This is a genomic window from Streptomyces sp. NPDC092045 (assembly GCF_044756005.1).
Lineage (GTDB): Bacteria > Actinomycetota > Actinomycetes > Streptomycetales > Streptomycetaceae > Streptomyces.
The window spans coordinates 2,486-25,824 of record NZ_JBIVSC010000025.1 but is presented as its reverse complement, the minus strand read 5'-3'; the positions used below and the strand labels follow the sequence as shown (position 1 = coordinate 25,824).

Sequence of the window (23,339 nt, the reverse complement as noted above, 5' to 3'; positions counted from 1 at the left end):
CGCCTTCGCGGGTAGCGGCCCCGTAGGAGGCGTCCGGGCGGTGCCCGGAAACGCGCACGGAGAGGGAGGACGCGATGACGGACACCCTGAAGGTGCGGGCGGGCAGGCGCACCGTCACGGTCAGCCGGCCGGAGAAGGTGCTCTTCCCCGAGGACGGCATCACCAAGGCCGACCTCGCGGAGTACTACCGCGCCGTGGCCCCGCGGATGCTGCCGCACCTGCGCGGCCGGCCGCTGACCCTGGAGCGCCATCCGGGCGGCATCGGCGAGCGGGGATTCTTCCAGAAGGACGCGCCGGACCACTTCCCGGACTGGGTGGGGCGCGCCGGGATGCCGAAGGAGGGCGGCACCGTCACGTACGTCCTGGCCGAGGACGCGGCCACCCTGGTCCTCCTCGCCGACCAGGGCTCCGTCACCCTGCACCGGTGGCTGTCGAAGGTCGACCGCCCGCACCACCCGGACCGGCTGGTCTTCGACCTCGACCCGTCCGGGGAGGGCTTCGGGCCGGTGCGGGACGCGGCCCGTTGGCTCCGCGACCTCCTCGACGCGCTGGAGCTGCCGTCGCTGCTCATGACCACCGGCTCACGGGGGCTGCACGTCCTGGTGCCGCTGGACCGGAAGGCCCCCTACGACGACGTGCGGGCCTTCGCCGCCGACGTCACCGGGGTGCTCGCCGCCCGGCATCCCGACCGGCTCACCACCGAGGTGCGCAAGAAGGCCCGGGAGGGGCGGCTCTACCTCGACATCCAGCGCAACGCGTACGGGCAGACCGCCGTGGCCCCGTACACGGTGCGGGCCAGGGCCGGGGCACCCGTCGCGGCCCCGCTCGCCTGGGACGACCTGGACGACCCGGCGGTCGACGCGCGCGCCCGGCGCCTCGCGGACGCGGACCTGCTCCTGGAGGAGGACCCGTGGAGCCCGGCTCCGCGCGGCCGCTCCCTCAGGGCTGCGGCGGACCGCCTCCGTCGTACGGGTCTCCGTGCTCGTCCCTGAGGGGGTCCTCGCCGTCGAAGCGTCCTCCGTCGCCGAACGGGCGGCCCTCGTCGAACGGGCTCCCCTCGTTGAGGGGGGTGTCCTCGTCGAACGGGCCGCCGTCGTCGGGCGCGTCCTCCTCGCCGTTCCCGTCGGTGAACGGCCTCTCCTGGTCGAACGGGTCCTCGTCGCCGTGCGGCGCGAGCGCGATGCACTCCACGTCGATCCGGTCGGCGACCTCCGTCAGCGCTCCCGCCAGGGCCACCACCGTCTCCGGCGCGAGATCGAGGTCGTCCTCGCCGGTCGACTCCAGCCACCCGGCCGCGAGGTGCCGGAGCAGGCCCGTCACCTCGTCGGCGGGGAGCACGAGGTGGCCGTCCGGCAGAAGCACCAGGGACATGGATGCGTTCATGATGGTCCGACCTCCGTGTCGCCGACGCGCATCAGGGGGTGTCGCCCGCGGGCGGGGTGCCGTCGGCCGTCTCCGGACGGACGATGACGACGGGGCAGGAGGCGTGTGCGGCGCACTGCTGGCTCACCGAGCCGAGGAGCAGGCTCGCGAAGCCTCCCCGGCCCCGGCTCCCCACGACGAGCAGTTCGGCGCCGTCCGACTCCTCGATCAGCACCCGGGCGGGGTTTCCGCGCACCACGTGCTGGACCAGGGGGACGTCGTCGCCCGGAGCGAGGACCGCCGTGAGTTCCTCGGAGAGCGACCGCCGGGCCTGTTCCTCGTCGAAGAGCACGTCCACGGCCGGCGCGGACCACCCCTCGGCCCCGGGGAGGTCGTAGACCCCCACGGCGTGCACGGTCGCTCCGGTGCGCCGCGCGTACCGGAGCGCCCAGCGCAGGGCGGCGTGGGACGCGGGCGAGCCGTCCACGCCCACGACCACGCGGGAAGTGCCGTCATCGGTACTCATGTCATGCCCCTTCTCGCTCACGCCGGGAAAGGCGGTCCGGGCCCGGTCGGCGGGTTTCGGCTCCGTCTCCTCCGCGTCCGCCGCCGGAACAGGGTCCTCCTGCCGACCGACTACCCGGCACCACGTGCCGTACGCGCGGGCGGTCCGGCGTAGGGGCGGTCGCCCCTCCGTACCAATGTGCCCCGGGAGGGCCCGGACCGCCCGGCAGCCGCCCTCGTACGCGTCCGTCCCGGGGGGGCACCGGGTCCGTGCTCCCGTGGTTCGCCGGGGCGCGCACGGCCGGGGGCCGGTCGCGGGACGTGGTTCCGTCCGCGCGACCGGCCCCCGGCCGTGATGAGTGCCGTCCGCCGTTCTCGGGTGCCCTCAGAGGTCCGTCGGTGTCCCCGGGAGGGATCCGTCCGTCTCCTCGGGCGTCCTCAGGGGCGGTCGGCGGGCGGCCAGGCGCCCGCACCGTGCGCGGACCTGTCGACCTGGCCCGGGATGACGGGGACGTCACCGGTCGTGCCCGTCGGCCCGGTCGTGGCCGGGGCACCGCCCGTCGTGCCCGTCGTGGCCGGGGTGCCGCCGGGGGCGCTCCGCGTGCCGTCGGCCGGGAGCGGGTTCATGCCGTCCGAGGGGCGGATGCGGCCGCGCCAGCCGCCGGTCGCCTGCCCGCGCTCCTCGATGAAGCCCTTGAACCTCTTCAGGTCGCCCTTGACCCGCAGGTCGAGGATCCCGAGGGCGTCACCGGTCTTCTCCACCACGCCCTCCGGCTCCACCTCCATCGCGAGCCGGACCCTGGTGTGGCCCTCGTCGAGCGGCTGGAAGGTCACGACGCCCTTCTGCCGGACCTCTCCGCCCACGGTCCGCCACGCGACGCGCTCGTCGGGCAGCTGGTCGACGATCTCGGTGTCGAACTCGCGCCGCACGCCCGCCACCTTGGTCCGCCAGTGGCAGTGGCGGTCGTCGACCTGCCGCACCTCCTCCACGCCTTCCATGAAGTGGGGGAACTCCTCGAACTGCGTCCACTGGTCGTAGGCGCTCCGCACCGGGACGTCCACATCGATGGTCTTCTCGACCGTACTCACCGGTTTGCCTCCTTCGTTCCGTTGTGGTCGTTCCCCGCGTACCCGGCCGCTCCCGCCTCAATCAGGCCCTTGAAGTCCCGTGTGCGGGGCCGGAACGGGAAAGGTGCAGGCAGGCGCGTTCCTTGCATAATGGAGGGTGGCAGCCACCTGTCGAGCTGCTTCAGGCTGGACACAGAGCGTCCTGCGGCGGAGAAGGGCCCCGGCGGCCGGCTCGCGCCGAGGATGCGGCGCTCGCGGTGTTCCCGTCGAGCTCCACGAACCGCTCACCGTGCGCCGCACCGGGACCGCTCGCCGGTCCCTCCCACCGATCGACTGATCACCGCCTCGTGCCGCTCCGGCGGCGCCCACCCGGTCCGGGAGGTAGACCATGCTCTTGAGCCATGCCTTCGAAGACGGCGTCCTGCACCTGAGGCTCCTCCGCGAGCTCGACGTCACCAGCCGAGCCGCGGCGGCCCTGGAGATCGAGGCGGTCGTCTCCGCCTACCGTCCGGACCGGGTGCTCCTCGAGTTCCCGTCCCCCTGCCCGTCCCCGGCGTCCTTCAGCGCGCTCGCCCGGGCCCGCAGGATGTGCGCGGGCCTCGGCGTCGTCCTGGTGGTGAGCGGTCCCGGCTCCGTACCGCTCCAGGCACCGGGGAGCGCGCCCCGGGCCAGAACCGCCTGAGAGGCCCTCCCGGGAACCCTCCGCACCGACGTACGACGCCGGGGCGGGCCGTGAACTCCTCACGGCCCGCCCCGGCGTCGCGGTCACGCGGAGTCCGCGTCGTCCCGGTCGTCCTCGTCGTCGCCCGCCTCGCCGACGACCGCCTCCTCCGCCTCCTCGCGCGCCTCCTCGTCACCGCTCTCCCCCGGGGCCTCGGAGGGAGGAGTGGTGCGCGGCTCCGTGTCGTCGTTCCTGTGCTGGGTCATGCCTGTCGCTCCTCGGTCTGGATCTGGGTCTGGGTCTGGGTCTGGGTCTGGATCCGGGTCTCGATCCGGGACGGGATCCCGATCTGGGACGGGGTCCGGATCGGTCAGGACGGCGGATACGGGGCGGACTTGAGGCGGCGGGCCAGGTGGGCCGTGTTGGCGGCGAGGGTCGCGGTGGTGCCGGCCGTGGACTCGGGGGTCTTGTCCAGGTCCTGGTAGTCGGTGCCCTGCATGGCCTCGCCCACCCAGTAGGTGACGGCGTTGGGGGCGAGGGAGAAGCCGACGTCGTTGAGGCCCTGGAAGAGGTCCGCGCTCACCTTGTGCGCGCCGTCCTCGTTCCCGACCACGCAGACGGCCGCCACCTTGCCGTAGGTCAGCATCCGGCCCTCGTCGTCCGTCTCGGAGATCTCGGCGTCCAGCCGCTCCAGGACGCGCTGGGCGATGCTGGAGGGGTGGCCGAGCCAGATGGGGGTCGACAGGACCAGGATGTCCGCGCCCAGGACGGCGTCGCGGATCTCCGGCCAGTCGTCCCCCTCCCCCATGTCGGTCTCGACGCCGGGCAGGACGTTGCGGTCGGCGATCCTGATGGTCTCGCCGGTGACGCCGTGCTCGCCCAGTGCCGCCATGACCTGCTCGGCCAGGAGCTGGGAGCTGGAACGCGCGGGTGACGGGGACAGGGTGCAGACGAGGGCGACGGCGCGCAGGGGTGTCGTATCCATGCGTGTGCCGCTACCCCGCCGAGGGGTCCTTATGTCGCACAAGCGGCTCATGTCGCGCGTTTGCCGGGCAGCCATTGCGACCATCGCGGTCTTCACCGCACCGCTGTGATCGCCGCGATCGTCACGGTTGTCGCGTTTGTCGTGGTTGTCGCGGGCGCGTATCGCGGTCGCGGCCGAAAGAAGGAGGCGTCAGCGGGCCGGGGCGTCCCGCTCGGGCTCGCCCGCGGCGGGGACGATCCCCTCGGAGCCACGGGAGGGCCCGGCCGGGCCGCCGGTCCCCCGGTAGTGCCACTGGCGTTCGGCGGCGGTGCCGAGCAGCGTTCCGAAGACCACGCCGATGCCGATGGCGGCCACCGACGCCATCGTGGAGACCAGATAGGCCCCCGCGCCCTCCACGTGCAGCAGCCATTGCAGCAGGCTCCGGTACAGGTCGGGCCCCGGCAGCACGCCGCCGGCGATGCCGGGGATCACGAACGCGCGGACCGGGATGCCCGTACGCGGCGACAGCACCGCGGCGGCGAGGCCCATCGCCACCGTCGCGAGGCCGGTCGCCGGGGGCGCGGACCAGCCGAACGCGCCGACGCAGGCCAGTTTGACCCCCGCGCCCAGGACCGCGGTGGCGACCGCGGGCGGGACGATGCGCAGCCCTCCGCCCATGAACACGGTGTTCCCGAGGGCGCCGATCGCGCTGGTGAGCAGCGAGAGGACGACCGGGAGCGGGATCAGGGCGGTGGAGCGGGCGTCCGCGTCGGCGCCCCGAAGCAGGAAGCCGACCGCGAGGAAGCCGCAGGCCAGCGCGGTGAAGAAGGCGAGGAGACTCACCGTGCGGCCCGCCGCCATGGAGCGGAAGCCGTCGATCGCGTCCTCGGTCAGCGAGATGATCGTGAAGATCGGCAGCAGCAGGATCACGTTCGCCGCGATCACGCTGGCCGCCTCCGTGTGGCTCAGCCCCCCGGCCGCCGCGAGCCCCGTGACCGCGACCAGGAGCAGGGCGGTCTGGGCTGCGGTGACGAAGAACGACGGCAGCCCGCCCCGGGACAGGACCCAGGCGCCCCGGTCGGCGAGCAGGAAGACGAGGGGCGACACCAGGGCCGCGCGCGTGGTCCCGGAGGCCAGGACGCACAGCATCGCCGCCAGGACCGCGCCGCCGCCCAGGCCGAACCACCAGGGCCAGCGGGAGGCCCCGGTCTCGATCCGGTCCAGGGCCCCGGCGGCGACCTCCCGGTCCAGCCGGCCGGAGGCGACATGGGTGGTGAGGCGTTCGAGCGCGGCGAGTCGGTCCAGGTCCCGGGTGTCCTCCGAGCCCATCACCTTCAGCATGACGACGGGCCGCCGGCCCTCGGGGGCGTACTGGACCTGCATCGACCGGGCGTTGATGTCGACCTCCTGGCTGCCCATCCCCCAGGCGGCGGTGACCGCCACGACGGACGACTCGATCCGCCGGGTCTCCGCCCCGGCCAGGAAGAGCGCCCGGCCGAGGCGCAGCGCGAACCCCAGGATCTCCACCGCCTCGGCGTCGTCCAGGGCGCGGGGCGGCGGGAGGGCGATGTCCTCGTACGGAGTCCCGTACAGGCGGTCGAGCAGCGTCCGGTCGTCCCGGCGGAGCCGTTCGAGCCGCTCCTGACGCGCCCGTGCTGCCTCCCGCCGCCTCCGCAGCACATGTCGCATTCCCTCGTCCCGCCCTCGTGTCCGCCCGTCGCACGGTCTGGGACGTACCGTTCCCTGCTCCGACCGGGGTCTCCGTCCGCCGAGCGGGTGACACCGGACGGACACCACCGGCGCACGCGCCCCCACTGCCGACCCGCGCGCCGGGAGTCTCTGGTCCTTCCGGGGGAGCGGAAGAGCAGTGAACGGCCCACGGGAAAGCGGCCCTTCTACGGTGAGCGCCATGCGAAGCACCACTGCCCCCACGCCCGCGTCCGCCTCCGTGCCGACGCGTCGGCCGGCGTCCCTGCGCCGGAGGGCGGCCTCCGTCCTCGCCACCCTCGCGGCCACCGCCGGTCTCCTCTCGACGGGCACGGCCCCCGCGTCGGCGATCAACTTCGTCGACCCGTTCACCTGCAACTTCTCGTTCGACGACTACTTCAGGGTGCACTTCCAGAACTCCGCGAGCGGAGGCACGGTCTACCAGCTGTGCCTGGCGAACGCGGGTGAGATGAACATCAACCAGCGCTACACCGTCCGCGTCGACAGCGGGAACAACGCGGGCTGGTTCGTCTACGCGCCGGGCGACGGCTACGAGTACCGCCACACCTTCCCGAAGTTCGAGAACATCGCCCGGCAGTGGGGCACGGTCTACGAGGTCCACATCAACTGACCGGGTGCGGAAAGGACATGGGAACGAACATGGACACGGGCACGGGCGTGGACGTGGATGTGGATGTGGATGTGGACATCGTGCGCGGACCTCGCGTGCAAGGCGGATCCGTGCCCGGGCCCGCCCGGGTCGCCCCGTTCCTCTTCCTCCCCCTCGGGTTCCTCGGTGTCCTCGGGCTGCTCCTCACCGGCTGCGCGCCGCCGCCCGTCGCGCCCGGACCCGGCGGGCCCTCGTCGCGTCCGGCCGTGTCCCCGGCGGACGGGCCGCTCCCCGGTCCACGGGTGACCGAGGAGCGGTACCGGGCCGCGTTCGCCGCCTACGCGGACTGCATGGGCGAGCGGGGCTTCCCGCTGCGGATCGTCCCGGGCGACGGCCCGCTCGTGCGGTACGGGATTCCCGAGGGCGCGACGAAGTCCGGCGCCGACGAGGCGTGTTACGCCCCGTTCCTGCCCGTCGACCGGGCGTGGCAGGCGGCGAACGAACCGCCCGGGGAGCGGGACGCGCGGCTCCGCGCCTGCCTCCGGGCCCACGGCGTCGAGCCCACCGGCCCGCCCCGGGCGGTCGTGGCGCTCGTGGAGGAGCACCGTCTCACCCGGGTCTGCACCTACGCGTAGGCCGCCCGCGCCCTCTCCGGGCGCGGGCCCGGTCCTCCGGCTCCCGTCAGGACCAGGACGCCACCACCAACGACCTCTCGGCCGCCGCCAGATGGACCGCCGAGGCGAGCCAGGCCCGGGCGTAGCCGTCGGCCGAGGCGTCGGTGAGGCGGCCGAAGGCGTCACGGGGACGACGGTCCGCCTCCGCCGTCAGGGCCGCCGCGAGCTGCGCCGCCCCGCCGAGGCCCGCCCGGCGCAGCGGGGCCAGGAGCCCGACCGCGTCCGTCCCCCGGCCGGCCTCGGCCACGGCCCGCCGCCCGCCCGCGACCCCGGTCTCGAGGAGCCGGCGCACCCGCCACAGCGGAGCGTCCGCCAGCGGATCCGGTACGGCGGCGGCCGGGGCGGTCGTGCCCGAGTCCCCGGCACCGCGCGGGAAGTGGCTTCCCTGGAGGCGGTCGTACCCCAGGTCGGCCCGGCCGAGCCACTCCTCCGGCAACCGCAGCGTGTGCGCCTCCCCCGGCACCGGGCCGACCGCCAGCGGCCGGAGCGTCGCCGCCCGGTCCAGGTCCGGACGCCCCAGGACGCGCAGGGCGAGCCCGGGGTGTTCCGCGATCCTGCGCAGGTTCGCGGTGTGCGGGAGCTCCGGATGGGGATGGGCCGCGCCCAGCCGCAGCAGCGGCCCGCCCCCGGCGACACGGACCACCAGGTACTCGCCCGCCGGACCGACCACCTCCACGTCACAGCCGAGGAGGGCCGCCCCGGGGCCGCCGGCCTCCGGCGAACCGGCGTCGAGCGCCGCGGCCACCGCCTCGCCCACCGGCCCGGCGAACAGCGCCGACGCGGGCTCCTCGGACCAGTCCACGCCGCGCAGCGGGGTCGCGTTCACCCCCCGGCCCGCCCCGAGCCGTCCGTCCGGCGAGACGGTGGCGCCGACGATCCGCAGCCCCCCGCGCGCGAGCCCCGCGTGGTCGAGGACGGCCCCGCCGAGCGCCACGGACGCGGAACCCGCTCCCCTGGCACGGGCGAGGCCGCCGGGGCGCACGTCCGAGATCGTGTAGCGGGAACCGTCCGGGCCCACCAGGTGGGTGGACACGCCGCCGTACCCGGTGGCGGAGAGCACCGGCTCCCGGCACAGGCCGTACGCCCTGAGGCTGCCGCCCTGTCCGTAGGCGCGGCGCGCGGTGCCGGCCTCGCCGGGTCCCGCCGTCCCCGAGGCGAGCAGGGCGGCACCGGACAGGAGGTCCCGGAAGGCACCCGTGAGGTCGCCGAGACGCTGTCCCCGACCGCGCTCGCGCGCCGCGCGCAGTCCCCGTACGACGCGCAGCGCGGCCGCTTCGGCACGGGGCAGCCCGGTCAGGCGCGCGGTGTGGGCGGCGCGCAGCAGTTCGGCCTGGACCACGGCCCCACCGGCCGTGACCCCCGCGGACAGGGCTTCGGCGGCCACCTCCCACAGGGCGGTGGCGGCCCGGACCTGGGCGGGGGTGAGCGGGGGCGTGGTGCTCGCGGAGGGTCCGGGGACGGGAACGGAAGCGGGGGTGGAGGCGGCGACGGAGTCGGCCCGGGGCGGGGCCGCGGGGTCCGCCGTCGGTTCCGGGGCCTCCGGCGCCGTGTCCGTGCCCGTATCTCTGTCCGTATCCGCACACCCGTCCGCGTCCGCGATCGGTGCCGCGCCCAGGACCGCCGCGCGGTGCAGGCAGCGCGGGGCCAGCAGACAGGTGCAGACGGCCTGCCCCGCTTCGGTGACCGTGCCCGACGGGCCGGGGCGCAGGGTGACGAGGGCGTCCTCGCCGAAGCGCACGTCGAGGGAGCCGTCGGCGGCCCGGACGGCGTGCTCGGCGCAGCCCGCGATCGCGGCGTCGAGCTTCTTGCGCAGCCGCGCGCTGAGCTGCTCCACGGCCTCGGCGAGGACGTCGGGGGCGACGGGCGGCAGGGGTTCGGGGCTCAACGGGGTTCTCCACGGAGGCGGTCGCCCACCCAGCGGGCGAGGGCGAGCGGGCTGAGGGCGGCCACCGGCATTCCGGCGGCGACGAGTCGGCGCGCCACCGGCACCGAGTAGCGGGGCGCTCCGGCGTCGTCGAGCGCCGCGCAGCCGAGGAGGTGCGCGCCGGAGGCGGCCAGGGCGCGGACCTCGCCGAGGAGGCCGGCGAGCGGGGCCCCCTCCTCGAAGTCGCTGACCACGACGACGAGGGTGCGGCTCGGCACGGTGATCAGCGAGCGGGCGTGCGCGAGCCCCGCCGCGATGTGCGTGCCGCCGCCGACCCGTACCTCCAGGAGCAGCGACAGGGGGTCCTCGACCCGGTCGGTCAGGTCCACCACCTGGGTGGAGAAGGCCAGGAAGTGGGTGGACAGGGTCGGTACGCCGCCCAGCACCGCGGCGGTCAGCGCCGACCAGATGACCGAGGCCTCCATCGAGCCGGAGACGTCGACCACGAGGATCAGGCGCCAGTCCGACTCCTTGCTCGCCCGGGTGCTGAACACCGGCCGCTCCGGCACGACCACGACCCGGCCGTCGTCCGTGCGCCGGGTGTGGGCGAGGTTGGCGCGCAGGGTGCGGGCGAGGTCGAGGCGTCCACCGGGCCGGCGGGTGGGGCGCGGGGTGGCGAGTCCGGAGAGCGTCGGGCGCAGACGGGTGGCCAGCTCCCGGGCGAGCTCGTCGACGAGCCGCTTCACCAGCGGTCGCAGCCGGGCGAGTTGGGCCTCGGGCATGCCGCCGACCAGGGAGAGCACCGAGCCGAGGAGCTCCACCGAGGGGCGTACCGCCGCCGGGTCGAGCTGGGCGAGCACGTCGACGCGGCCCGCGTCGGCGGCCTCGGCCAGGACCTCTTCGCGCACGTCGGCGCCGAAGAGGGCCTCCAGTTCCCGGGACCACTCGCGCGCGGTGGGGAAGGAGGCCTCCTGTCCCCCGCCCCCGCCGGATCCGGCGTCCAGGTCGTCGGCGCCCTCGCCGCGTCCGCTGCCGTACAGCTCGTCCAGGGCGCGGGCGTAGCGGCGCGCGTCGGCGGACAGCCGGTCCTTGTGGCGGCCGAGGAGGAGCCGCCAGCGGTCGGCGGCGGCGAGCCGCCGGTCCGGTGCTTCGGCGGGGGGCGTGTCGGTTTCCGTGTCGGGTGCGGCTTCCGCCTCGGGTGCGGCTTCTGCCGTGGGCTCGGCTTCCGCTTCGGGTGCGGGACGCGGGTCGGCCGGAGCCTCCGGGGCGGCCGGGGCCAGGGACTTCAGTGCGGCGAGGCCGGCCGCGTCGGCCGCCGCCCACAGGGCGAGCAGTTCGGGCGGGGCGTCGAGGGAGAGGTCGAGCCGGTCGCCGAGCCGCTCGGTGACCGTGGTCAGGAGCCGGTCCCGGGCGGCCGGGGCGAGGGCGTCGAAGCCGCCGCGCAGGGCCGGGAGCCGGTCGAGGAAGTCCTGGTCGGCCAGGGCGTCGATCCGGTCGAGGAGCGGGGCGAGCGCTTCCGGGGACGCCTGGAGCAGCGGGCCGGCGGCCGTGAGCAGTCCCGCGAGGCGCTTCGTCAGGGACCGCCGGGTGTCGGGCGAGGTCGCGCCGTCGATCCAGCCGGCCGCCCGCTCGCCGAGGTCCGCGGCCGGGTCCAGGTCGAGCAGGACCCGTACGGCCAGGGCGGCGCCCTGGATCAACGGCGAGCTGTCGGAGGCGAGTTCGGCGAGGGCCCGGTCCATCCGGAGGCCCAGGTGCCGGGCGGCCGACCGGTCCGCGAGCGCCACGAGGGCACCGGCGTCCGCGGGGGTGTCGCTGCCGGACAGGCCGGGCAGCGACCGCACGGCGGCCTCCAGGAGTTCGCCGGTGAGCGCGCCGGCCGTGGCACGGGCGTCCTCGGTGGCGCCGGGGTGGTGGCCGCGCCGGATGCCCTCCAGGAGGTCCAGTGCTTCGAGGAGTTCGGGCAGGCTCGCGGTGTCCGGCAGGACGGCGGAGGCCTCGCGCAGCCGCGCGTCGACCAGGTCGGGCAGGTCGCAGCGGGCGGCGGCGGTGAGCCCGGTCAGGATCTGGGCCGGGGTGGGGCCGCCCTCGGCGGCCGCGCGGCGCGCGGTCTCGGCCAGGGTGCCGGCGGCGGCCTGGGCCGCGGTGACTCCCCGGACCCCGGCGAGGTCGAGCCGCGCGGGCACGGACGGGTTCCAGGTCAGGCGCCACTTGGTGCCGAGGGCGGTGCCGTCGCCGGTGGCCGCCACGGCGAGGGGTTCGCCGTAGGAGGCTCCGATGACGAGGAGGCGTTGCAGCAGGACCTCGCGGCGTCCGTCGAGCGGGGAGCGGAGCGGGTCGAGGCGCACCTCCCGGGGCTCGGGCTCCTCCGGGCGGGGCAGCCGCAGCCGGGTGAGCTCCTCCTCGACCGAGGGACCCAGGCCGGAGCGGGGGGCGTGCGGGCTGATCCGGCCGCGCGCGGTGCCGACGAGGACGGCTTCCAGGGCGCGGGCCAGCGCCCGGCCCCGGCCGAGGGGTTCGCCCTGTCCGAGGACGGTGGTGACGGCCTCCAGGAGTTCGCCGCGCCCGGGGGCGGGCAGTCCGCGCAGCACGGCCAGGTCGCAGGCGAGGCGCAGCGTCTCGGCGGCCTCGCCGGTGCCGGCGGTGTGACCGGCGCGGCGCATCTCCCGGCACAGGCCGGTCACCGCGACGGCGGCCGCCTCGCGGATCCGCTCGGGGTCTCCGGCCGCGGCGAGCACGGCCTGCTGCCACAGCGGGTCGCGGATTCCGGCGGGGTAGCCGGACCGGGAGTCGAGCAGGTCGAAGGAGTACGGGACGAACGAGGTCACCGCGACGGCCGGGTCCGGGGTCGTGGCCGGGGTTTCCGGGAGTGCGTCCGGGGCCTCCGGGACGGTTCGGCTCTCGGCGCCTTCGCCGTCCGCCGGTGCGAGCAGCGCGGGGGCGTGGAAGGCGCCGATCACGGCGGCGACGCGGCGGCCCCCGGCCGAGGCCGCGGCGATCACCTGCCGCATCCGGGCCTCGCGGGCGAGGTCGGTGGCGGGCACGGCGCCGTCGTTCCGCAGGGCCCAGCCCACGCCCAGGGCGGCGCGGCGCACCGCTTCCGGGGAGCAGCCGGGGGCCAGCACCTCCACGGCGCGGTCCCACATGTCCTCGCCGTCCCGGCCGGTGCCGGCCGCGGCGAGCGCCCCGGCGAAGGAGTCGCGCCCCCGTGTCTCCCCGCTGTCCGGGCCGGCGGGACGGACAGCGGTGCCGGCGCCCTCGTCCGTACCTCCGGAGGCGACACCGTCGACGGCTCCACCATCGGAGGCACCACCGTCCGGGGCACCACCACCGGAGGCACCACCGTCAGCCGCACCACCACCGGGGGCACCAGCGTCGGTGGCGTCGCCGTCGGCGGTGTCGACGCCCGGGAACCCTTCCGTGTCCGTCAGGGACCAGCCGGGGTCGGACAGGGGGAGGTCGCAGCAGACGACCTCCGCGCCGTGGTCCCGGGCCCATCGCACCGCCGCGAGCTCCGGGGAGAAGTCCGCGAAGGGGTAGAACGCCAGGCGTCCGCCCCCGCCCGCCCCGGCCAGGGCGACGGGGGCGACGGTCTCCGGGTCCGCCAGGTGCTCCAGCCAGGGCCGGAAGTCGGCCGGGAGCTCCACGCAGACCACCTCGGCGCCCGCCTCGTCGAGCAGGGCGGGCACCACGGCGGCCAGGGCCGGGCTGTGGTGGCGCACCCCGAGGAGGTACGGGGAGCGGGACGCGGCGAGCGCGTCCACGGCCGCCCGCGGGTCGAGGGTCGTCACCGCAGGCTCCCGCGCAGGTCCCAGAGGCGGCGCCACATCGCCGAGCCGTTCTCGGCCCGGCGGCGGACGGGACCGTCCCAGTAGCCGAGGAGGCGCGCGTGGTCGGCCGGGTCGTCCTTGCGGACGACGCCGAGGAGGTGGCCGGGCAGGAGGTCGAGGACGTCCCCGCCCGGGAGGTACGCGGCCGCGACCCCGAGGGACGCCGCGACCTGGACGGCCTCGGCGGTGGACATGACCGTGCCGGGGCGTTCCACGTCCCAGCCCTCGGTGGAGCGGCCGGAGCGCAGGTCTCGGAAGACGGTGACGAGGGCGTCGAGGACGGCGTCGTCGACGCCGAAGGGCGCGCCCGCGCGCTGGACCGCCGCGACGGCCTGGCGGCGGATCAGGACGGCCTCGGCGTCGGCGTCGGCGATCGGGTCGACGGTCTCGAAGTTGAAGCGGCGCTTGAGCGCGGCGGACATCTCGGAGACGCCGCGGTCGCGCAGGTTGGCGGTGGCGATGACGGTGAAGCCGGGCGCGGCGGCGACCACCGCGTCCTCGGTGGCGGTCAGTTCGGGGACGGTGATCCGGCGGTCGGACAGGATCGAGACCAGGGCGTCCTGCACCTCGGGCAGGCAGCGGGTGATCTCCTCGACCCGCACCACCCGGCCGGTGCGCATGGCGGCGAGCACCGGGGAGTCGACGAGGGCCTGCGGGGTGGGGCCCTGGGCGAGCAGCAGGGCGTAGTTCCAGCCGTAGCGGAAGGCGTCCTCGGTGGTGCCGGCGGTGCCCTGCACGGTGAGGGAGCTGGTGCCGCTGACGGCGGCCGCGAGCAGTTCCGACAGCATCGACTTGGCGGTGCCGGGCTCGCCGGTGAGGAGCAGTCCGCGCTCTCCGGCGAGGGTGACCACGCAGCGTTCCACCAGGGCGCGTTCGCCGACGAACTTCGGGGCGATCACCAGCTTCGGCGGCAGGCCCGCGCGGCGCTTCGGCAGGGCCAGTTCCGCGCCGTCGCTGCCGCAGACGAACGTGACGACCGCGCGGGGGGTGAGGGCCCAGCCGGGCGGGCGCGGGCCGGGGTCCTGGGCGGCGAGGAAGGCCAGTTCGGCGGCGTGGCGCTCCTCGGCCGGCTGGACCTGCCGGGCGGGGGCGGGCTGTTCGGTGACGGTCATGCGGGGTTCCTCCGGAAGGGGGTACGGGTGGGGCGGCGCGGCGCACCCGGGAGGGGGTGCGCCGCGCCGTCGCCGCGTGCGGCGGATGATCGGCGGTGCGCCGGGCCGTGGCGGACCGCCGGCCGGCCGGGGCCGACCGGGCGGTGCCGGCCCGGCGGGCGGTCGGCCGGGCGAGGCTGCCCGGGCGGTGGTGGCCGGCCGGCGGCGGTCGGTCAGCGGCGGCGCCTGGTGCGCCGGACCTTCAGCTCCTCGAAGCGGGGGACGTCGCCGTCGAGGGTCCGCCGCCACGCCCGGGCGAACAGTTCGGCGACCGGTTCGACCGGCACCAGGGCGCACAGGAACGGCCCGTACATCGGCAGCTTCCACTGCTCGACCGGCGGTCCGAGCCGCTTCTGCTCGGACCAGGCGCCGGGCAGGAACAGCGAGCGTCCCGCCCTGGCCCGTACGGCCGTCACCACCAGGTCGGTGGCGGCCAGTTCGGCGCGGGCCGCCTTGAGGCGGGCCGGCTTCCAGCCCGTCCACCGGGCGGTGTCGCGATCGGTGGGGTCGGGCAGCGCGAGGAGCATCAGGTACAGCGCCGCCGCGTCGGCTCCCAGGCCGTGGGTCCCGGCGACCTCCGCGACCAGATCGGGCACGGAGCGCGAGGGGTCCTGCGGCCACCAGGTGCCGTCCTGGTCCGTCTCCCCCGCGGCGGGCGCGCCCGGGTCGGCGAGGAGCCGTGCGAACGCCGGGTCGTGGGCCCGCCGCAGGGCCGTCTCGACCCCGATCGGATGCTGGTCGGCGCCGCGCAGCACCGCGAGGTACGGGTCGGAGCCGGTGGAGTCGAGCAGCGCGGTCCGCAGGGCCGGCTGGGGCTGGCCGTCGTGCGTGGCCATGAGGACCGCGCCGTACCGCTCGTGGTCCGGTGCCGTCTCGGTCGGCGTGCCCGCCACCTTCCGGAACTCCGCGAGGCTGGTGTAGCCCCCGGCGGAGACGAGCAGGTCGGGCGAGGCGAGGCGCTGCCGCACGGCGGTGAGGACACCGGGCAGCGCGGCCCGCGCGGGGTCGCCGGCGGGGAGCCGGTGGGCGAGCCAGGCCGACATGCCCATCGAGGCGACCAGTACCGATTCGGTGAACGGCCGGTCGACCGGCCGCACGGGCGCCGGGCGGTCCTCCGCGATGTGCCACGCCACGTCGGTGGAGAGCTCGGGCGACGAGGCGGGGTCGAGGAGCGCCGGGAGGGCCCGGTGGACGGACCAGTCGGTGAGGACCCCGCGGGTGGCCTCCGCGATCAGCCGGTCCGGGACGCGGGTGCGCCGTCCCACGTACGCGTTCCAGGCCGTGGCCGCCGACGCCACGTCGGGGCCCTCGGTCCACAGCAGCGCCGGGTCCTCGGGGAGGAGCGCCGCCACCACGGCCCGGCGCACCTCGACGGAGAGCGAGCGCAGTTCGTCGCGCGCCTGGGCGGCCTCGGCCACCTTCAGGCCGAGGAACGTGCGCAGCTCCGTCGGCAGGAAGCCGTTCCCCCAGTCGTCGACCTTGGGCATGCCGGCGAGGACGAGCCGGGCCAGTGCTCCGGGGACGCCGGTGAGCCTGCTGAACTCCTCGGCCGCCTCCGGGAGGAAGGGGGCCGCCGCCCGGTTCTCCGCCTCCCGCAGGAAGGCGGTCAGCCAGTCGGCGCCGCGCGTCCGGTCGCCCACCGGGGTCGCGGTGAGCAGGGTGTACGGGGCGGGTGCCTCGAACCGGCCGTCGGGGGCGTGGAGGAGCGCCTCGAACTCCCGTCCGTCGTCGACGCCCCGGTCGTTCTCGGTGATCCCGAGGGCCGCTCCCCCGCCGAACGGGAGGACGGTGCGGCGGGAGGTGTCGCGCTCCTGGCCGTCGGGGGTGTGCAGGTGCGGGGTGGTGAGGTGGAGCGTCACCTGCCGCCAGTGGTCGGTCGAGCCCTCCGTCGAGGCGAGGCCCAGGGCGTCGACCCGGCCGAGCAGGTCGAGCAGTGCGGCCCGGTGCTCGTCACTGCTGCCGGGCGCGACGGCCCGGTAGGCGACCGCCGCCGGTTCGTTCAGGAGGGGGACGAGGGAGAACGGGGAGTACGGCAGGGAGGGCAGGTCGTAGTGGAGCGTCCCCGGAGGGGCCGCGGCGGAGGTGCCGGACCGTGCCTCGGCCAGTTCGCCCAGGAAGCGGTGGGCCACGTCCGAGGCGGCGCCCCGGCTGTAGTAGCCGGAGCCGGTGAGTCCGTCGAGCGCCTCGGCGAGCAGGCTGTCGTGGGGGCCCTCGACCCGCGCCTCCTCGGGTTCGGTCGCCGGGTCGAGCCGGGCGGCCACGGCGTCCAGGGCGTTCTGCTGCGCCACGGCGAAGCGCAGCGCCTTCGTCACGCCCGCGACCAGCTCGGGCGCGGTGATCCCCGGCAGCGCGGCGGTCACCAGGTCCGGTACGTCCGCGGCCCGTTCCGCCAGGACGGCCGCCTTCAGGAGGGTGCCGGCCGTCTCCGCGTCGGCGGCGCGCAGCACGTCCGAGCCCCGCGGGTCGCGCGGGCGGAGGGCGTAGAAGTGGGTGAGCGGCGGCAGGGGCGTGGCGGCGGTGCCGTAGATGTCGTTCCGGTCGCCGTCGGACGTCGTGGTGATCACGCCGTCGGGGTCGGTGAGGAGCAGTTCCCGCCACTGGCGGGTCAGGGCCCTGGGCCGGTCGTCGCCCGGGAACGCCAGGGCGGCGACGGGCATGTCGGAGCCCTCGGGCAGGGAGACGCTGCGGCCGGAGGTGTCGTCGGCGCACCATCCGTCGCCGGGGATCCGCAGGACCCGCCAGCCGAGCAGGCCGTCGACGGGGGTGCCGAGGGCCGAGCCGTCGACGGCGGGGGCGGGGCGCAGCCACGAGGACTGCGCGGCCAGTTCGGCGCCGGGGGCGTGGGAGCGGGTCGCGTCGGCGAGGAAGCCGGGCAGGGAGCGCCGGCCCCGGGCGTTCTCCGCGGGGTCGTACTCGGTCCAGCCGCTGTCGTCGTACCGCACGTCGTTCTCGTACCGCTCGACGCGCTCCCACACCCAGTACGAGGTGCCGTCGGAGAGCAGCGACCGTTCGCCGGGCAGCTTCGTGTCGCCGGCGTGCAGGACTCCGGCGCCGGTGGTGCGGCCGCCGCCGGGCAGCGGCAGGCTGGGGCGGTCGGAGCGGAGGGACCAGTAGCTGATGTCGGCGTCCAGGGTGAACACGCGGTCGGGCGCGGTGTGCCAGTAGCCCTGCACGTCGCTGGTGCCGTGGCCGGTCCAGAACACGAGGAGGGCGCCGTCGACGTAGTGGAAGCCGTACCGGTGGGAGGACCGGCCGGTGGGGACGCGCAGGTCGTGGGTGAGGACGGTGGATTCGGCGTCGATGACCCGCACCCGGGTGGCATTGGCCACGATCAGGTGGGGCCAGGCCTCGAAGACGACGAGGTCGTCGAGCTTGTTGCGCCCGGGGGTGAGGTCCGCGACGGCCTCCTCCCAGGCCGGCCAGTGGAGTTCCTCCCACAGGCCGCCGCGCAGGGTGCGCGCCAGGGTCTCGCCGAGGTCGGCGCCGGCGGCGGCCGCGACCTCCTCCGGTGCGAGCGCGAGGGCTTCGGAGGGCAGCCACGACAGGCGCGCGAGCGCCTTGGGCAGTCCGGGGAGTCCGGCGGCCACCGAGTCGCGGGCGACGTCGCGCATCCACTCGGTGAGCATCGGCCGGCCGCCGGCCGCGGCGGCGAGCCGGCGCATCACGTCCGCTCCGGAGGAGGCGTCGTGGTAGGCGTTCGCGGCGCGCCGGAAAGCGGGGCGGAAGCGGGGGTCGGCGGCGACCGCGGCCAGGTCGCGGGGGTTCTTCCCGCGCGCCCAGTCCGACAGGTTGAGGGCGGCGGCGTTCGTCCGGGGGCCGTCGACCGCCGGGTCGGCGACCGGGACGTCCAGCGAGAGCAGCAGGTCGAGCAGGTCGAGGTCCTCGACGCCGATCCGCAGGGCGTCCCGGCCGTCGGGGCGGGCCGCGAGGTCGGCGCGCAGCCGCCCGGCGGCGCGCTCCACCAGGTCGAGGAGGGCGGGCAGGGTGGGGCGGCTGCCCCAGCCCCGGTGCCGGGCGGTGTGGAAGCGCTCCAGCCAGCCGGCCGCGCCGTCGGCGCAGCGCTCCTCCGGCGGCACGTCCGCGCCGGTCAGTCCGGCGTCCGCCCCGGACTCCGTGAGGATCCCCAGCCACAGGTCGCTGAACTCGCCGCCGTCGGAGGGCGGCACCATCTCCAGGAGCGTGCCCCGTACGGCCGGGACGCGGCGGGCCAGGGCGACCAGGGAGGACCGGTGGGTCTTCCACCAGCCCTCGGCCGCCCGCAGGGTGGCCGGCAGCGGGAGGAGCTCGGCGAGGTAGTCCTGCTCCGCCTCGGGGGCGGACAGGCCGGCGGCGCGGGCCAGGCGCCGCAGTTCGACGGTGGCCTGGGCGGAGGGGGCGAGGCCGCCGGCGGTGCGGCGCACGCACAGGCGCCGGAAGCGCTCGTACGCCTCGGCGGGCGCGAGCCGGGCGGCGAGCTCCTTGCCGTAACCGGTCAGGACCTTCACCGGAAGCGCGCCGGCCAGGGCGAACTCGAGGAAGACGGCGTCGAGCCGGTCCTCGTCGACGACGAGGCCGTGCTCGGCCTCGCTGGTGCGGGCGCGGGCGAAGAGCTGTCCCGCGTACGTGGTGTTCTCGACGCCGAGGAAGATCCGGGCGGCCTGCTCGTGGAAGACGGGCAGGAAGTGCGGGACCGAGGAGGCGAGCCGGCCGGCGAGTTCGAGGCAGGCGTCCAGGGCGGCCTTGGGCTTGGTCTTGGCCTGCCGGGCGAGGCGGTCGAGCTCCGGTACGACCGCGAGGGCGTGGTGGCCGTCCTCGGGGTGGTGGACCAGGACCCATTCGGGGAAGCCCAGTTCCTGGCGGCGGCCGAGGCCGACGACGGCCGGTTCCCCGTGGGGTTCGAGGCCGAGGAAGCCGGCGGCGAGGTCCTCGGCGGGGCCGAGTTCGGCCGCGGCGAGGCGGACGACGACGCGGTCCTCGCCGAGGACGGGGTGGCGGTAGGTCCGGGCGGTCAGCTCGACCGCCGAGGCCCCCGCGTCGCGGACGCCGGCCGGGAGCACGGCGCCGGCCGCGAGCAGTTCCGCGTTGTCGCGGGCCCCTCCGGGAGCGCCGTCCGTGGTCCTGTCGGAAGCGGTCGTGCCGGTCACGCGTCCCCACCCTCTTCGATCGTGCGGCCGGCGTAGAGCGCAGCGGCCATGCGCATTCCCTCGGACCAGGCCACCGGTCCGACCTCGTTCAGCCGCACGGCGCGGCCCCCGTCGTCGTGCCAGCCGAGCCCGCCGGTCTCCGACTCCCCGTCCCAGTAGGGCTCGCCGATCCAGACGGACGCCTCCGTGGCGCGGCCGCCGTCGCGGACCTTGCAGGTGGCGTAGCCGCCGGAGACGCGGTAGCCGAGCGAGGTGGCGCGGGCCGCGAGGCCGAAGCGGGAGGTGAACCTGCCGCCCGCGTAGTCCCGTACCTCCGTGGCCGTCTCCGGGTGGGCCGTGGCCGGCCGGGCCCAGGTGGCCCGGTGGATCTGCTCCACCCGCTGGGTGATGCCGAGCTCGGCCGCGAAGTCCCGCACGTCGTCCAGGTCGGGGAGGAGCACGGGGTGCGGGAGGGTCACGGTGCGCGGGGAGAGCCGTACGGTCTCGCCGTCGAGGTCGACCACCTTCAGCTCGCCGTCGGCGGTGACGTCCCGCAGGAAGCCGACCTCGTCCGGGTCGTCGCCCACCACGGCCATGTCGCGGAGGGCGGCCTGCCAGGCCTCGTCCGGCCACACGCGGGCGATCAGCCCGGTGGGCACGGGGAGCGAGGAGACCATCCAGGTGTCGACCTGGGCCACGCACGCGTCCGCGTGCCGGTCCAGCCATTCGGCGAGGCGCCGCAGCCGGTCCGCCTCGGGATGGTCCCGGAGCGCCTTCGGCAGGGTCTTCAACTGCCGTCCCCCCGCGCGCCGTGCGACCACGCGCCCCTCATCGAGGGTGATCTCGTACCCCTCGTCCACCGTCAGCCACGCCATCGGCCGTGCCCCCTCCGCCTGTTCGTCAGAAACCACGCAGCTCGAACCAAGGGGTCGAAAGCCCCTGGAACCGCAATATGAGGGGAGACTAACCAGGGTCACTGACAACGCGTGTTCGGGGCCCGGACAGGCGGTCCCCGCCCGGCCGGCCTGCCTTCGCACAGCCCTTCGCCGCACAGTCCTTCGCCGCGCGGTGCCTCTCGCCGTACGGTGCCTCTCGCCGTACGGCACCTCTCGCCGTACGGTGCCTCTCGCCGTACGGCACCTCTCGCCGTACGGTGCCTCTCGCCGTACGGCACCTTCCCGTCCCACGGGCGTGGCGGGGCGGGGAACGGGTGTCGGCGGGGTCCTGGGCCTCCGGGCCCTTCCTCTCCTGTTCTCCTCCTGCTCTGTTCCTCTTCCCGTTCGAAACCGCTGCCCGGGCAGGAGGGGAAGCGCCCGGACAGCGGCACCCGGCCCCTGCCCGATCGAACGGGGTCCACTCGTCGCAACGCCCCGACGCCCCGACGGTCAGAACCGTCGGGGCGCCGGGAGGTGCGGGGGGTCGCAGGCGGTCAGCGCTCCGTTCCGGGTTCCTCGCGCCACCCGGACGGCTGCTCGGTCTCGTCCACCGTGGCGTCCGCCCCGGTGTCCACGTGCATCGCGGCCTCCTCGGCCGGTGCGGCCCAGTCGTCGGGGCCGACGTCCCGGGCGACCGTGCGGTTTCCCGTCTCCCTCGGGGTGTCGACCGGGGCGAGGCGGCCCGCCCGGGTGCTGCCGGCCTGCTCGTCGACCGGCTCGCCCGCGCCGCCCGGGAGGTCGCCGATGCTGTCGCCCTCCGGCAGCGGCTCCTCGGGGACCTCCTGGGAGAGGCGGTCGTCCAGGGACTCGCCCTCGCGCTGCTCCCGCTGGGTGGTGCCGTGGCGGGTCACGCCTCGCGGGCGCTCGGGAGGCGAGTAGCCGGGGTTGGCCATGTCCTCCAGCGGGTCCGTCACGATCGCGTTGTCCGGATCGAGCGCGTCGCTGGGGCGGTTGTCCACGTCGGAGTGGGTGGGCTGGTAGACGTCGTCGCCGCGGGCCTCGTCCGTGCCGGGCTCGTTGCGGTCCATGGTCGGTTTCCTTTCGAAGATCAGAGGTCGTTGTCGGGGCCGGTGGGCGAAGGCCGGGGTCCGCGCTCAGGAGCCCGGGCCGGGAGAAGGCGCCCCGGGACCGGTCGTCCTCACGGCCCGGGGACCGGCGGTCGCCCGCTCAGCCGGTGGCCAGGATGATCGCGTACACCAGGAAGAACAGCGCGCACAGGGTGACGACGATCCACAGGGCGAGGAGCGGGCCGGCCGCCCATCCGCGCCGGAGCGGCCGGTAGGGCCCGGTCCCCGTGCTCGTTCCGGACTCGGCCGGTGGCGTCTCGCCGGGCGCGGTTCCGCCCCCGGGGCCGACGCGGGGCGTGTCGCCTCCCTCCCCGGTGCCGACGCCGGGTGTGTCCCGGGGGTCCGGGTCGGGATTGCTCGGTCCGGTCATGGCGTGTCTCCCTCCGGAATCCGGATGCCGCACGGCCGGTACGCGAGGACGCGGCCATCCGCTCGTGCCCGCCCTGTCCGGCGTGCGACGGGCCCGGCGTACGGGGCCGGCCTCCGCGCGGCCGGGCGGTGTCCCGGCCCGCCGGTCAGTGGGCGGCGGCACCGAACTCGGCGTGCTGGGTGCGCAGGGCGAAGTCGGGCTCCGCCCCGGGTGGTTCGCCGAGCGACAGGCGCCGCGCCTCGTCCGAGGCCTCCCGCATCAGGGCGTGGAACTCCTCGTCCGTGAGCCGGCGCCGTTCTCTTCTCGTCCGCTGCTCCGTGGTCCGCACGGCCGGTCTCCTCGTGGTCGGTTCTGTTCGTGCTCTCTCGCCCCGGCGACTACCCGGAACGGCACCGGACAGACAGTTCTCCGGTGGCCGATTCTCGCCGTTCGCGGCCGATCACCGGGGCGTATGAGCGAGCCCGCTCTGGGTAGACGCGGTTCCACCCCTCGGGGGCCGTCCCTTCGGGGAGGGGCCGTCGCGATCAGTGGCAAGGACAGGAGCAGGCGATGAACCTCACGGAAGACCCGGCCCCGCGCCGGCCGGCGAACGGGGAGGCGTACCCCGCGTCCGCCGCTCACGACCACGTGTTCGCGGGCACCGGATCTCCCGAGCCCCGGAAGGCCCCGCGGGAGGACCACGGAGCGGGAGGATCCCGTGAGGGCGACGCGACCGCGCTGCCCCCGGACCACACCCAGGCGATCCTGGAGACGACGAAGCAGGTCGGAGCGGTGCTGAAGGCGTCGGGATGCCCGTTCGCCCTGATCGGCGGCGTCGCCGCCTACGCGCACGGCATCCCGGTCCGGCTCCAGCACGACACGGACTTCGCGGTACGCCGGGAGGACGCCGGGGCCGTCACGGACGCGCTGCGGGAGCACGGCATCCGGATCGTCGATCCGCCCGAGGACTGGCTGGTCAAGGCGCGTTCTGGCGGCGAGGAGATCGATCTGATCTTCTCGCTCGCGGGGCGGCCGGTCACGACCGAGCTCCTGGAACGGGCCCAGACGCTCCCGGTGGACTCGGTGCACATGCCGGTGATCGCGCCGACCGACCTCCTGGTCTCGCGGCTGATGGCGTTCTCGGAGCACCACTGCGACTTCGGCACCCTGCTGCCGGTGGCACGAGGCCTGCGCGAACGGGTCGACTGGGCGCGCGTGCGCCAGGAGACGGAGGGCGCCCCGATGGCCGAGGCCTTCCTCCACCTGCTCGAACTGCTCCACGTACTGCCCACCTACGGCCCCACCACCCCCGGCGGAGCCGGTCCCTCCTAGGGCCGCGCCGTCGGAGCCACACGAAGAGAGCGGAGGGGGGGGGGGGCCGCGGGGGGCCGGGGGCCCCCCCCCCGCCCCCCCGCCCCCCCCGCCCCCCCCCCCCCCCCCCGCGGCCCCGGAGCCGCGCCGGCGCACGCGTAACCCAAAAGAAAACCCAACCCC

At 76.0% G+C, this 23,339-nt stretch carries 18 protein-coding genes and 1 pseudogene; 5 read left to right on the top strand and 14 right to left on the bottom strand.

The window, feature by feature from the left end; translation table 11 throughout:
- Positions 1-74: 74 nt before the first annotated feature.
- Complete coding sequence (gene ligD, locus ACIQKA_RS31840) at positions 75-992, top strand: non-homologous end-joining DNA ligase (protein WP_402543080.1); 918 nt, start codon at positions 75-77, stop codon at positions 990-992.
- On the opposite strand, the gene ACIQKA_RS31835 is transcribed toward ligD, so the two are convergent.
- The 3 genes and pseudogenes from ACIQKA_RS31835 to ACIQKA_RS31825 form a co-directional block, all read right to left on the bottom strand.
- Entirely contained in the window at positions 940-1,383 is a 444-nt protein-coding gene (locus ACIQKA_RS31835; protein ID WP_383185068.1) for a DUF6213 family protein, read from the bottom strand. The genes ligD and ACIQKA_RS31835 overlap by 53 nt on opposite strands.
- 31 nt (positions 1,384-1,414) lie before the next feature.
- Entirely contained in the window at positions 1,415-1,888 is a 474-nt protein-coding gene (locus tag ACIQKA_RS31830) for a universal stress protein (RefSeq protein ID WP_383160015.1), read from the bottom strand.
- Between the two features lie 608 nt (positions 1,889-2,496).
- A pseudogene (locus ACIQKA_RS31825) lies at positions 2,497-2,955 on the bottom strand (SRPBCC family protein); the annotation flags it as partial.
- 367 nt (positions 2,956-3,322) lie between these two features.
- On the opposite strand from ACIQKA_RS31825, the gene ACIQKA_RS31820 reads away from it, so the two are divergent.
- A complete protein-coding gene (locus ACIQKA_RS31820; RefSeq protein ID WP_383160580.1) occupies positions 3,323-3,616 on the top strand; it encodes a hypothetical protein in 294 nt (97 codons plus the stop codon).
- A gap of 83 nt (positions 3,617-3,699) precedes the next feature.
- On the opposite strand, the gene ACIQKA_RS31815 is transcribed toward ACIQKA_RS31820, so the two are convergent.
- The 3 genes from ACIQKA_RS31815 to ACIQKA_RS31805 all read right to left on the bottom strand — a co-directional run bounded on the left by ACIQKA_RS31815 (position 3,700) and on the right by ACIQKA_RS31805 (position 6,248).
- Entirely contained in the window at positions 3,700-3,861 is a 162-nt protein-coding gene (locus ACIQKA_RS31815; RefSeq protein ID WP_402543079.1) for a hypothetical protein, read from the bottom strand.
- A gap of 104 nt (positions 3,862-3,965) precedes the next feature.
- Entirely contained in the window at positions 3,966-4,580 is a 615-nt protein-coding gene (locus ACIQKA_RS31810; RefSeq protein ID WP_383448487.1) for a flavodoxin family protein, read from the bottom strand.
- Positions 4,581-4,769: 189 nt separating this feature from the next.
- Positions 4,770-6,248: a threonine/serine exporter ThrE family protein gene (locus ACIQKA_RS31805; RefSeq protein WP_390108936.1), complete on the bottom strand. Its 1,479-nt coding sequence runs from the start codon at positions 6,246-6,248 to the stop codon at positions 4,770-4,772.
- Positions 6,249-6,468: 220 nt separating this feature from the next.
- On the opposite strand from ACIQKA_RS31805, the gene ACIQKA_RS31800 reads away from it, so the two are divergent.
- Together ACIQKA_RS31800 and ACIQKA_RS31795 are read left to right on the top strand one after the other, a co-directional pair.
- Positions 6,469-6,897: a hypothetical protein gene (locus ACIQKA_RS31800; RefSeq protein ID WP_391096800.1), complete on the top strand. Its 429-nt coding sequence runs from the start codon at positions 6,469-6,471 to the stop codon at positions 6,895-6,897.
- 110 nt (positions 6,898-7,007) lie between these two features.
- On the top strand, positions 7,008-7,511 hold the full coding sequence (locus ACIQKA_RS31795) for a hypothetical protein (protein WP_383185071.1): 504 nt from the start codon (positions 7,008-7,010) through the stop codon (positions 7,509-7,511).
- A gap of 46 nt (positions 7,512-7,557) precedes the next feature.
- Here ACIQKA_RS31795 and ACIQKA_RS31790 read toward each other — a convergent pair whose 3' ends face one another.
- From ACIQKA_RS31790 to ACIQKA_RS31755, 8 genes are all read right to left on the bottom strand, one after another.
- Positions 7,558-9,435 carry a hypothetical protein gene (locus ACIQKA_RS31790; protein WP_402543078.1) on the bottom strand — a complete coding sequence of 626 codons (1,878 nt, stop codon included), beginning with the start codon at positions 9,433-9,435 and terminating at the stop codon, positions 7,558-7,560.
- Positions 9,432-13,202, bottom strand: coding sequence for a DUF5682 family protein (locus ACIQKA_RS31785; RefSeq protein ID WP_402543077.1), 3,771 nt, complete (start codon positions 13,200-13,202; stop codon positions 9,432-9,434). The genes ACIQKA_RS31790 and ACIQKA_RS31785 overlap by 4 nt, the downstream gene beginning before the upstream one ends.
- Complete coding sequence (locus ACIQKA_RS31780; protein ID WP_383159997.1) at positions 13,199-14,353, bottom strand: AAA family ATPase; 1,155 nt, start codon at positions 14,351-14,353, stop codon at positions 13,199-13,201. Before ACIQKA_RS31780 ends, ACIQKA_RS31785 begins: the two co-directional genes overlap by 4 nt.
- A gap of 212 nt (positions 14,354-14,565) precedes the next feature.
- Positions 14,566-19,515 (bottom strand): DNA-binding protein, encoded by a 4,950-nt coding sequence (locus ACIQKA_RS31775; RefSeq protein ID WP_402543076.1) that lies wholly within the window; start codon positions 19,513-19,515, stop codon positions 14,566-14,568.
- On the bottom strand, positions 19,512-20,369 hold the full coding sequence (locus ACIQKA_RS31770; protein WP_390108922.1) for a DUF4132 domain-containing protein: 858 nt from the start codon (positions 20,367-20,369) through the stop codon (positions 19,512-19,514). Before ACIQKA_RS31770 ends, ACIQKA_RS31775 begins: the two co-directional genes overlap by 4 nt.
- A 554-nt stretch (positions 20,370-20,923) precedes the next feature.
- Positions 20,924-21,457 carry a DUF5709 domain-containing protein gene (locus tag ACIQKA_RS31765; protein ID WP_383159912.1) on the bottom strand — a complete coding sequence of 178 codons (534 nt, stop codon included), beginning with the start codon at positions 21,455-21,457 and terminating at the stop codon, positions 20,924-20,926.
- A gap of 139 nt (positions 21,458-21,596) precedes the next feature.
- Positions 21,597-21,866 (bottom strand): DUF6480 family protein, encoded by a 270-nt coding sequence (locus ACIQKA_RS31760; protein WP_383438423.1) that lies wholly within the window; start codon positions 21,864-21,866, stop codon positions 21,597-21,599.
- Positions 21,867-22,011: 145 nt separating this feature from the next.
- Entirely contained in the window at positions 22,012-22,194 is a 183-nt protein-coding gene (locus tag ACIQKA_RS31755; protein ID WP_383159917.1) for a hypothetical protein, read from the bottom strand.
- 221 nt (positions 22,195-22,415) lie between these two features.
- Between ACIQKA_RS31755 and ACIQKA_RS31750 the strand changes: the two genes are divergently transcribed.
- Entirely contained in the window at positions 22,416-23,177 is a 762-nt protein-coding gene (locus ACIQKA_RS31750) for a nucleotidyltransferase family protein (protein ID WP_402543075.1), read from the top strand.
- Positions 23,178-23,339: the final 162 nt, after the last annotated feature.

Coding starts and splice junctions, on each gene's coding strand:
- ligD (WP_402543080.1), top strand. CDS start 75: ATGACGGACACCCTGAAGGTGCGGGCGGGCAGGCGCACCGTCACGGTC.
- ACIQKA_RS31835 (WP_383185068.1), bottom strand. CDS start 1,383: ATGAACGCATCCATGTCCCTGGTGCTTCTGCCGGACGGCCACCTCGTG.
- ACIQKA_RS31830 (WP_383160015.1), bottom strand. CDS start 1,888: ATGAGTACCGATGACGGCACTTCCCGCGTGGTCGTGGGCGTGGACGGC.
- ACIQKA_RS31820 (WP_383160580.1), top strand. CDS start 3,323: ATGCTCTTGAGCCATGCCTTCGAAGACGGCGTCCTGCACCTGAGGCTC.
- ACIQKA_RS31815 (WP_402543079.1), bottom strand. CDS start 3,861: ATGACCCAGCACAGGAACGACGACACGGAGCCGCGCACCACTCCTCCC.
- ACIQKA_RS31810 (WP_383448487.1), bottom strand. CDS start 4,580: ATGGATACGACACCCCTGCGCGCCGTCGCCCTCGTCTGCACCCTGTCC.
- ACIQKA_RS31805 (WP_390108936.1), bottom strand. CDS start 6,248: ATGCGACATGTGCTGCGGAGGCGGCGGGAGGCAGCACGGGCGCGTCAG.
- ACIQKA_RS31800 (WP_391096800.1), top strand. CDS start 6,469: ATGCGAAGCACCACTGCCCCCACGCCCGCGTCCGCCTCCGTGCCGACG.
- ACIQKA_RS31780 (WP_383159997.1), bottom strand. CDS start 14,353: ATGACCGTCACCGAACAGCCCGCCCCCGCCCGGCAGGTCCAGCCGGCC.
- ACIQKA_RS31770 (WP_390108922.1), bottom strand. CDS start 20,369: ATGGCGTGGCTGACGGTGGACGAGGGGTACGAGATCACCCTCGATGAG.
- ACIQKA_RS31765 (WP_383159912.1), bottom strand. CDS start 21,457: ATGGACCGCAACGAGCCCGGCACGGACGAGGCCCGCGGCGACGACGTC.
- ACIQKA_RS31760 (WP_383438423.1), bottom strand. CDS start 21,866: ATGACCGGACCGAGCAATCCCGACCCGGACCCCCGGGACACACCCGGC.
- ACIQKA_RS31750 (WP_402543075.1), top strand. CDS start 22,416: ATGAACCTCACGGAAGACCCGGCCCCGCGCCGGCCGGCGAACGGGGAG.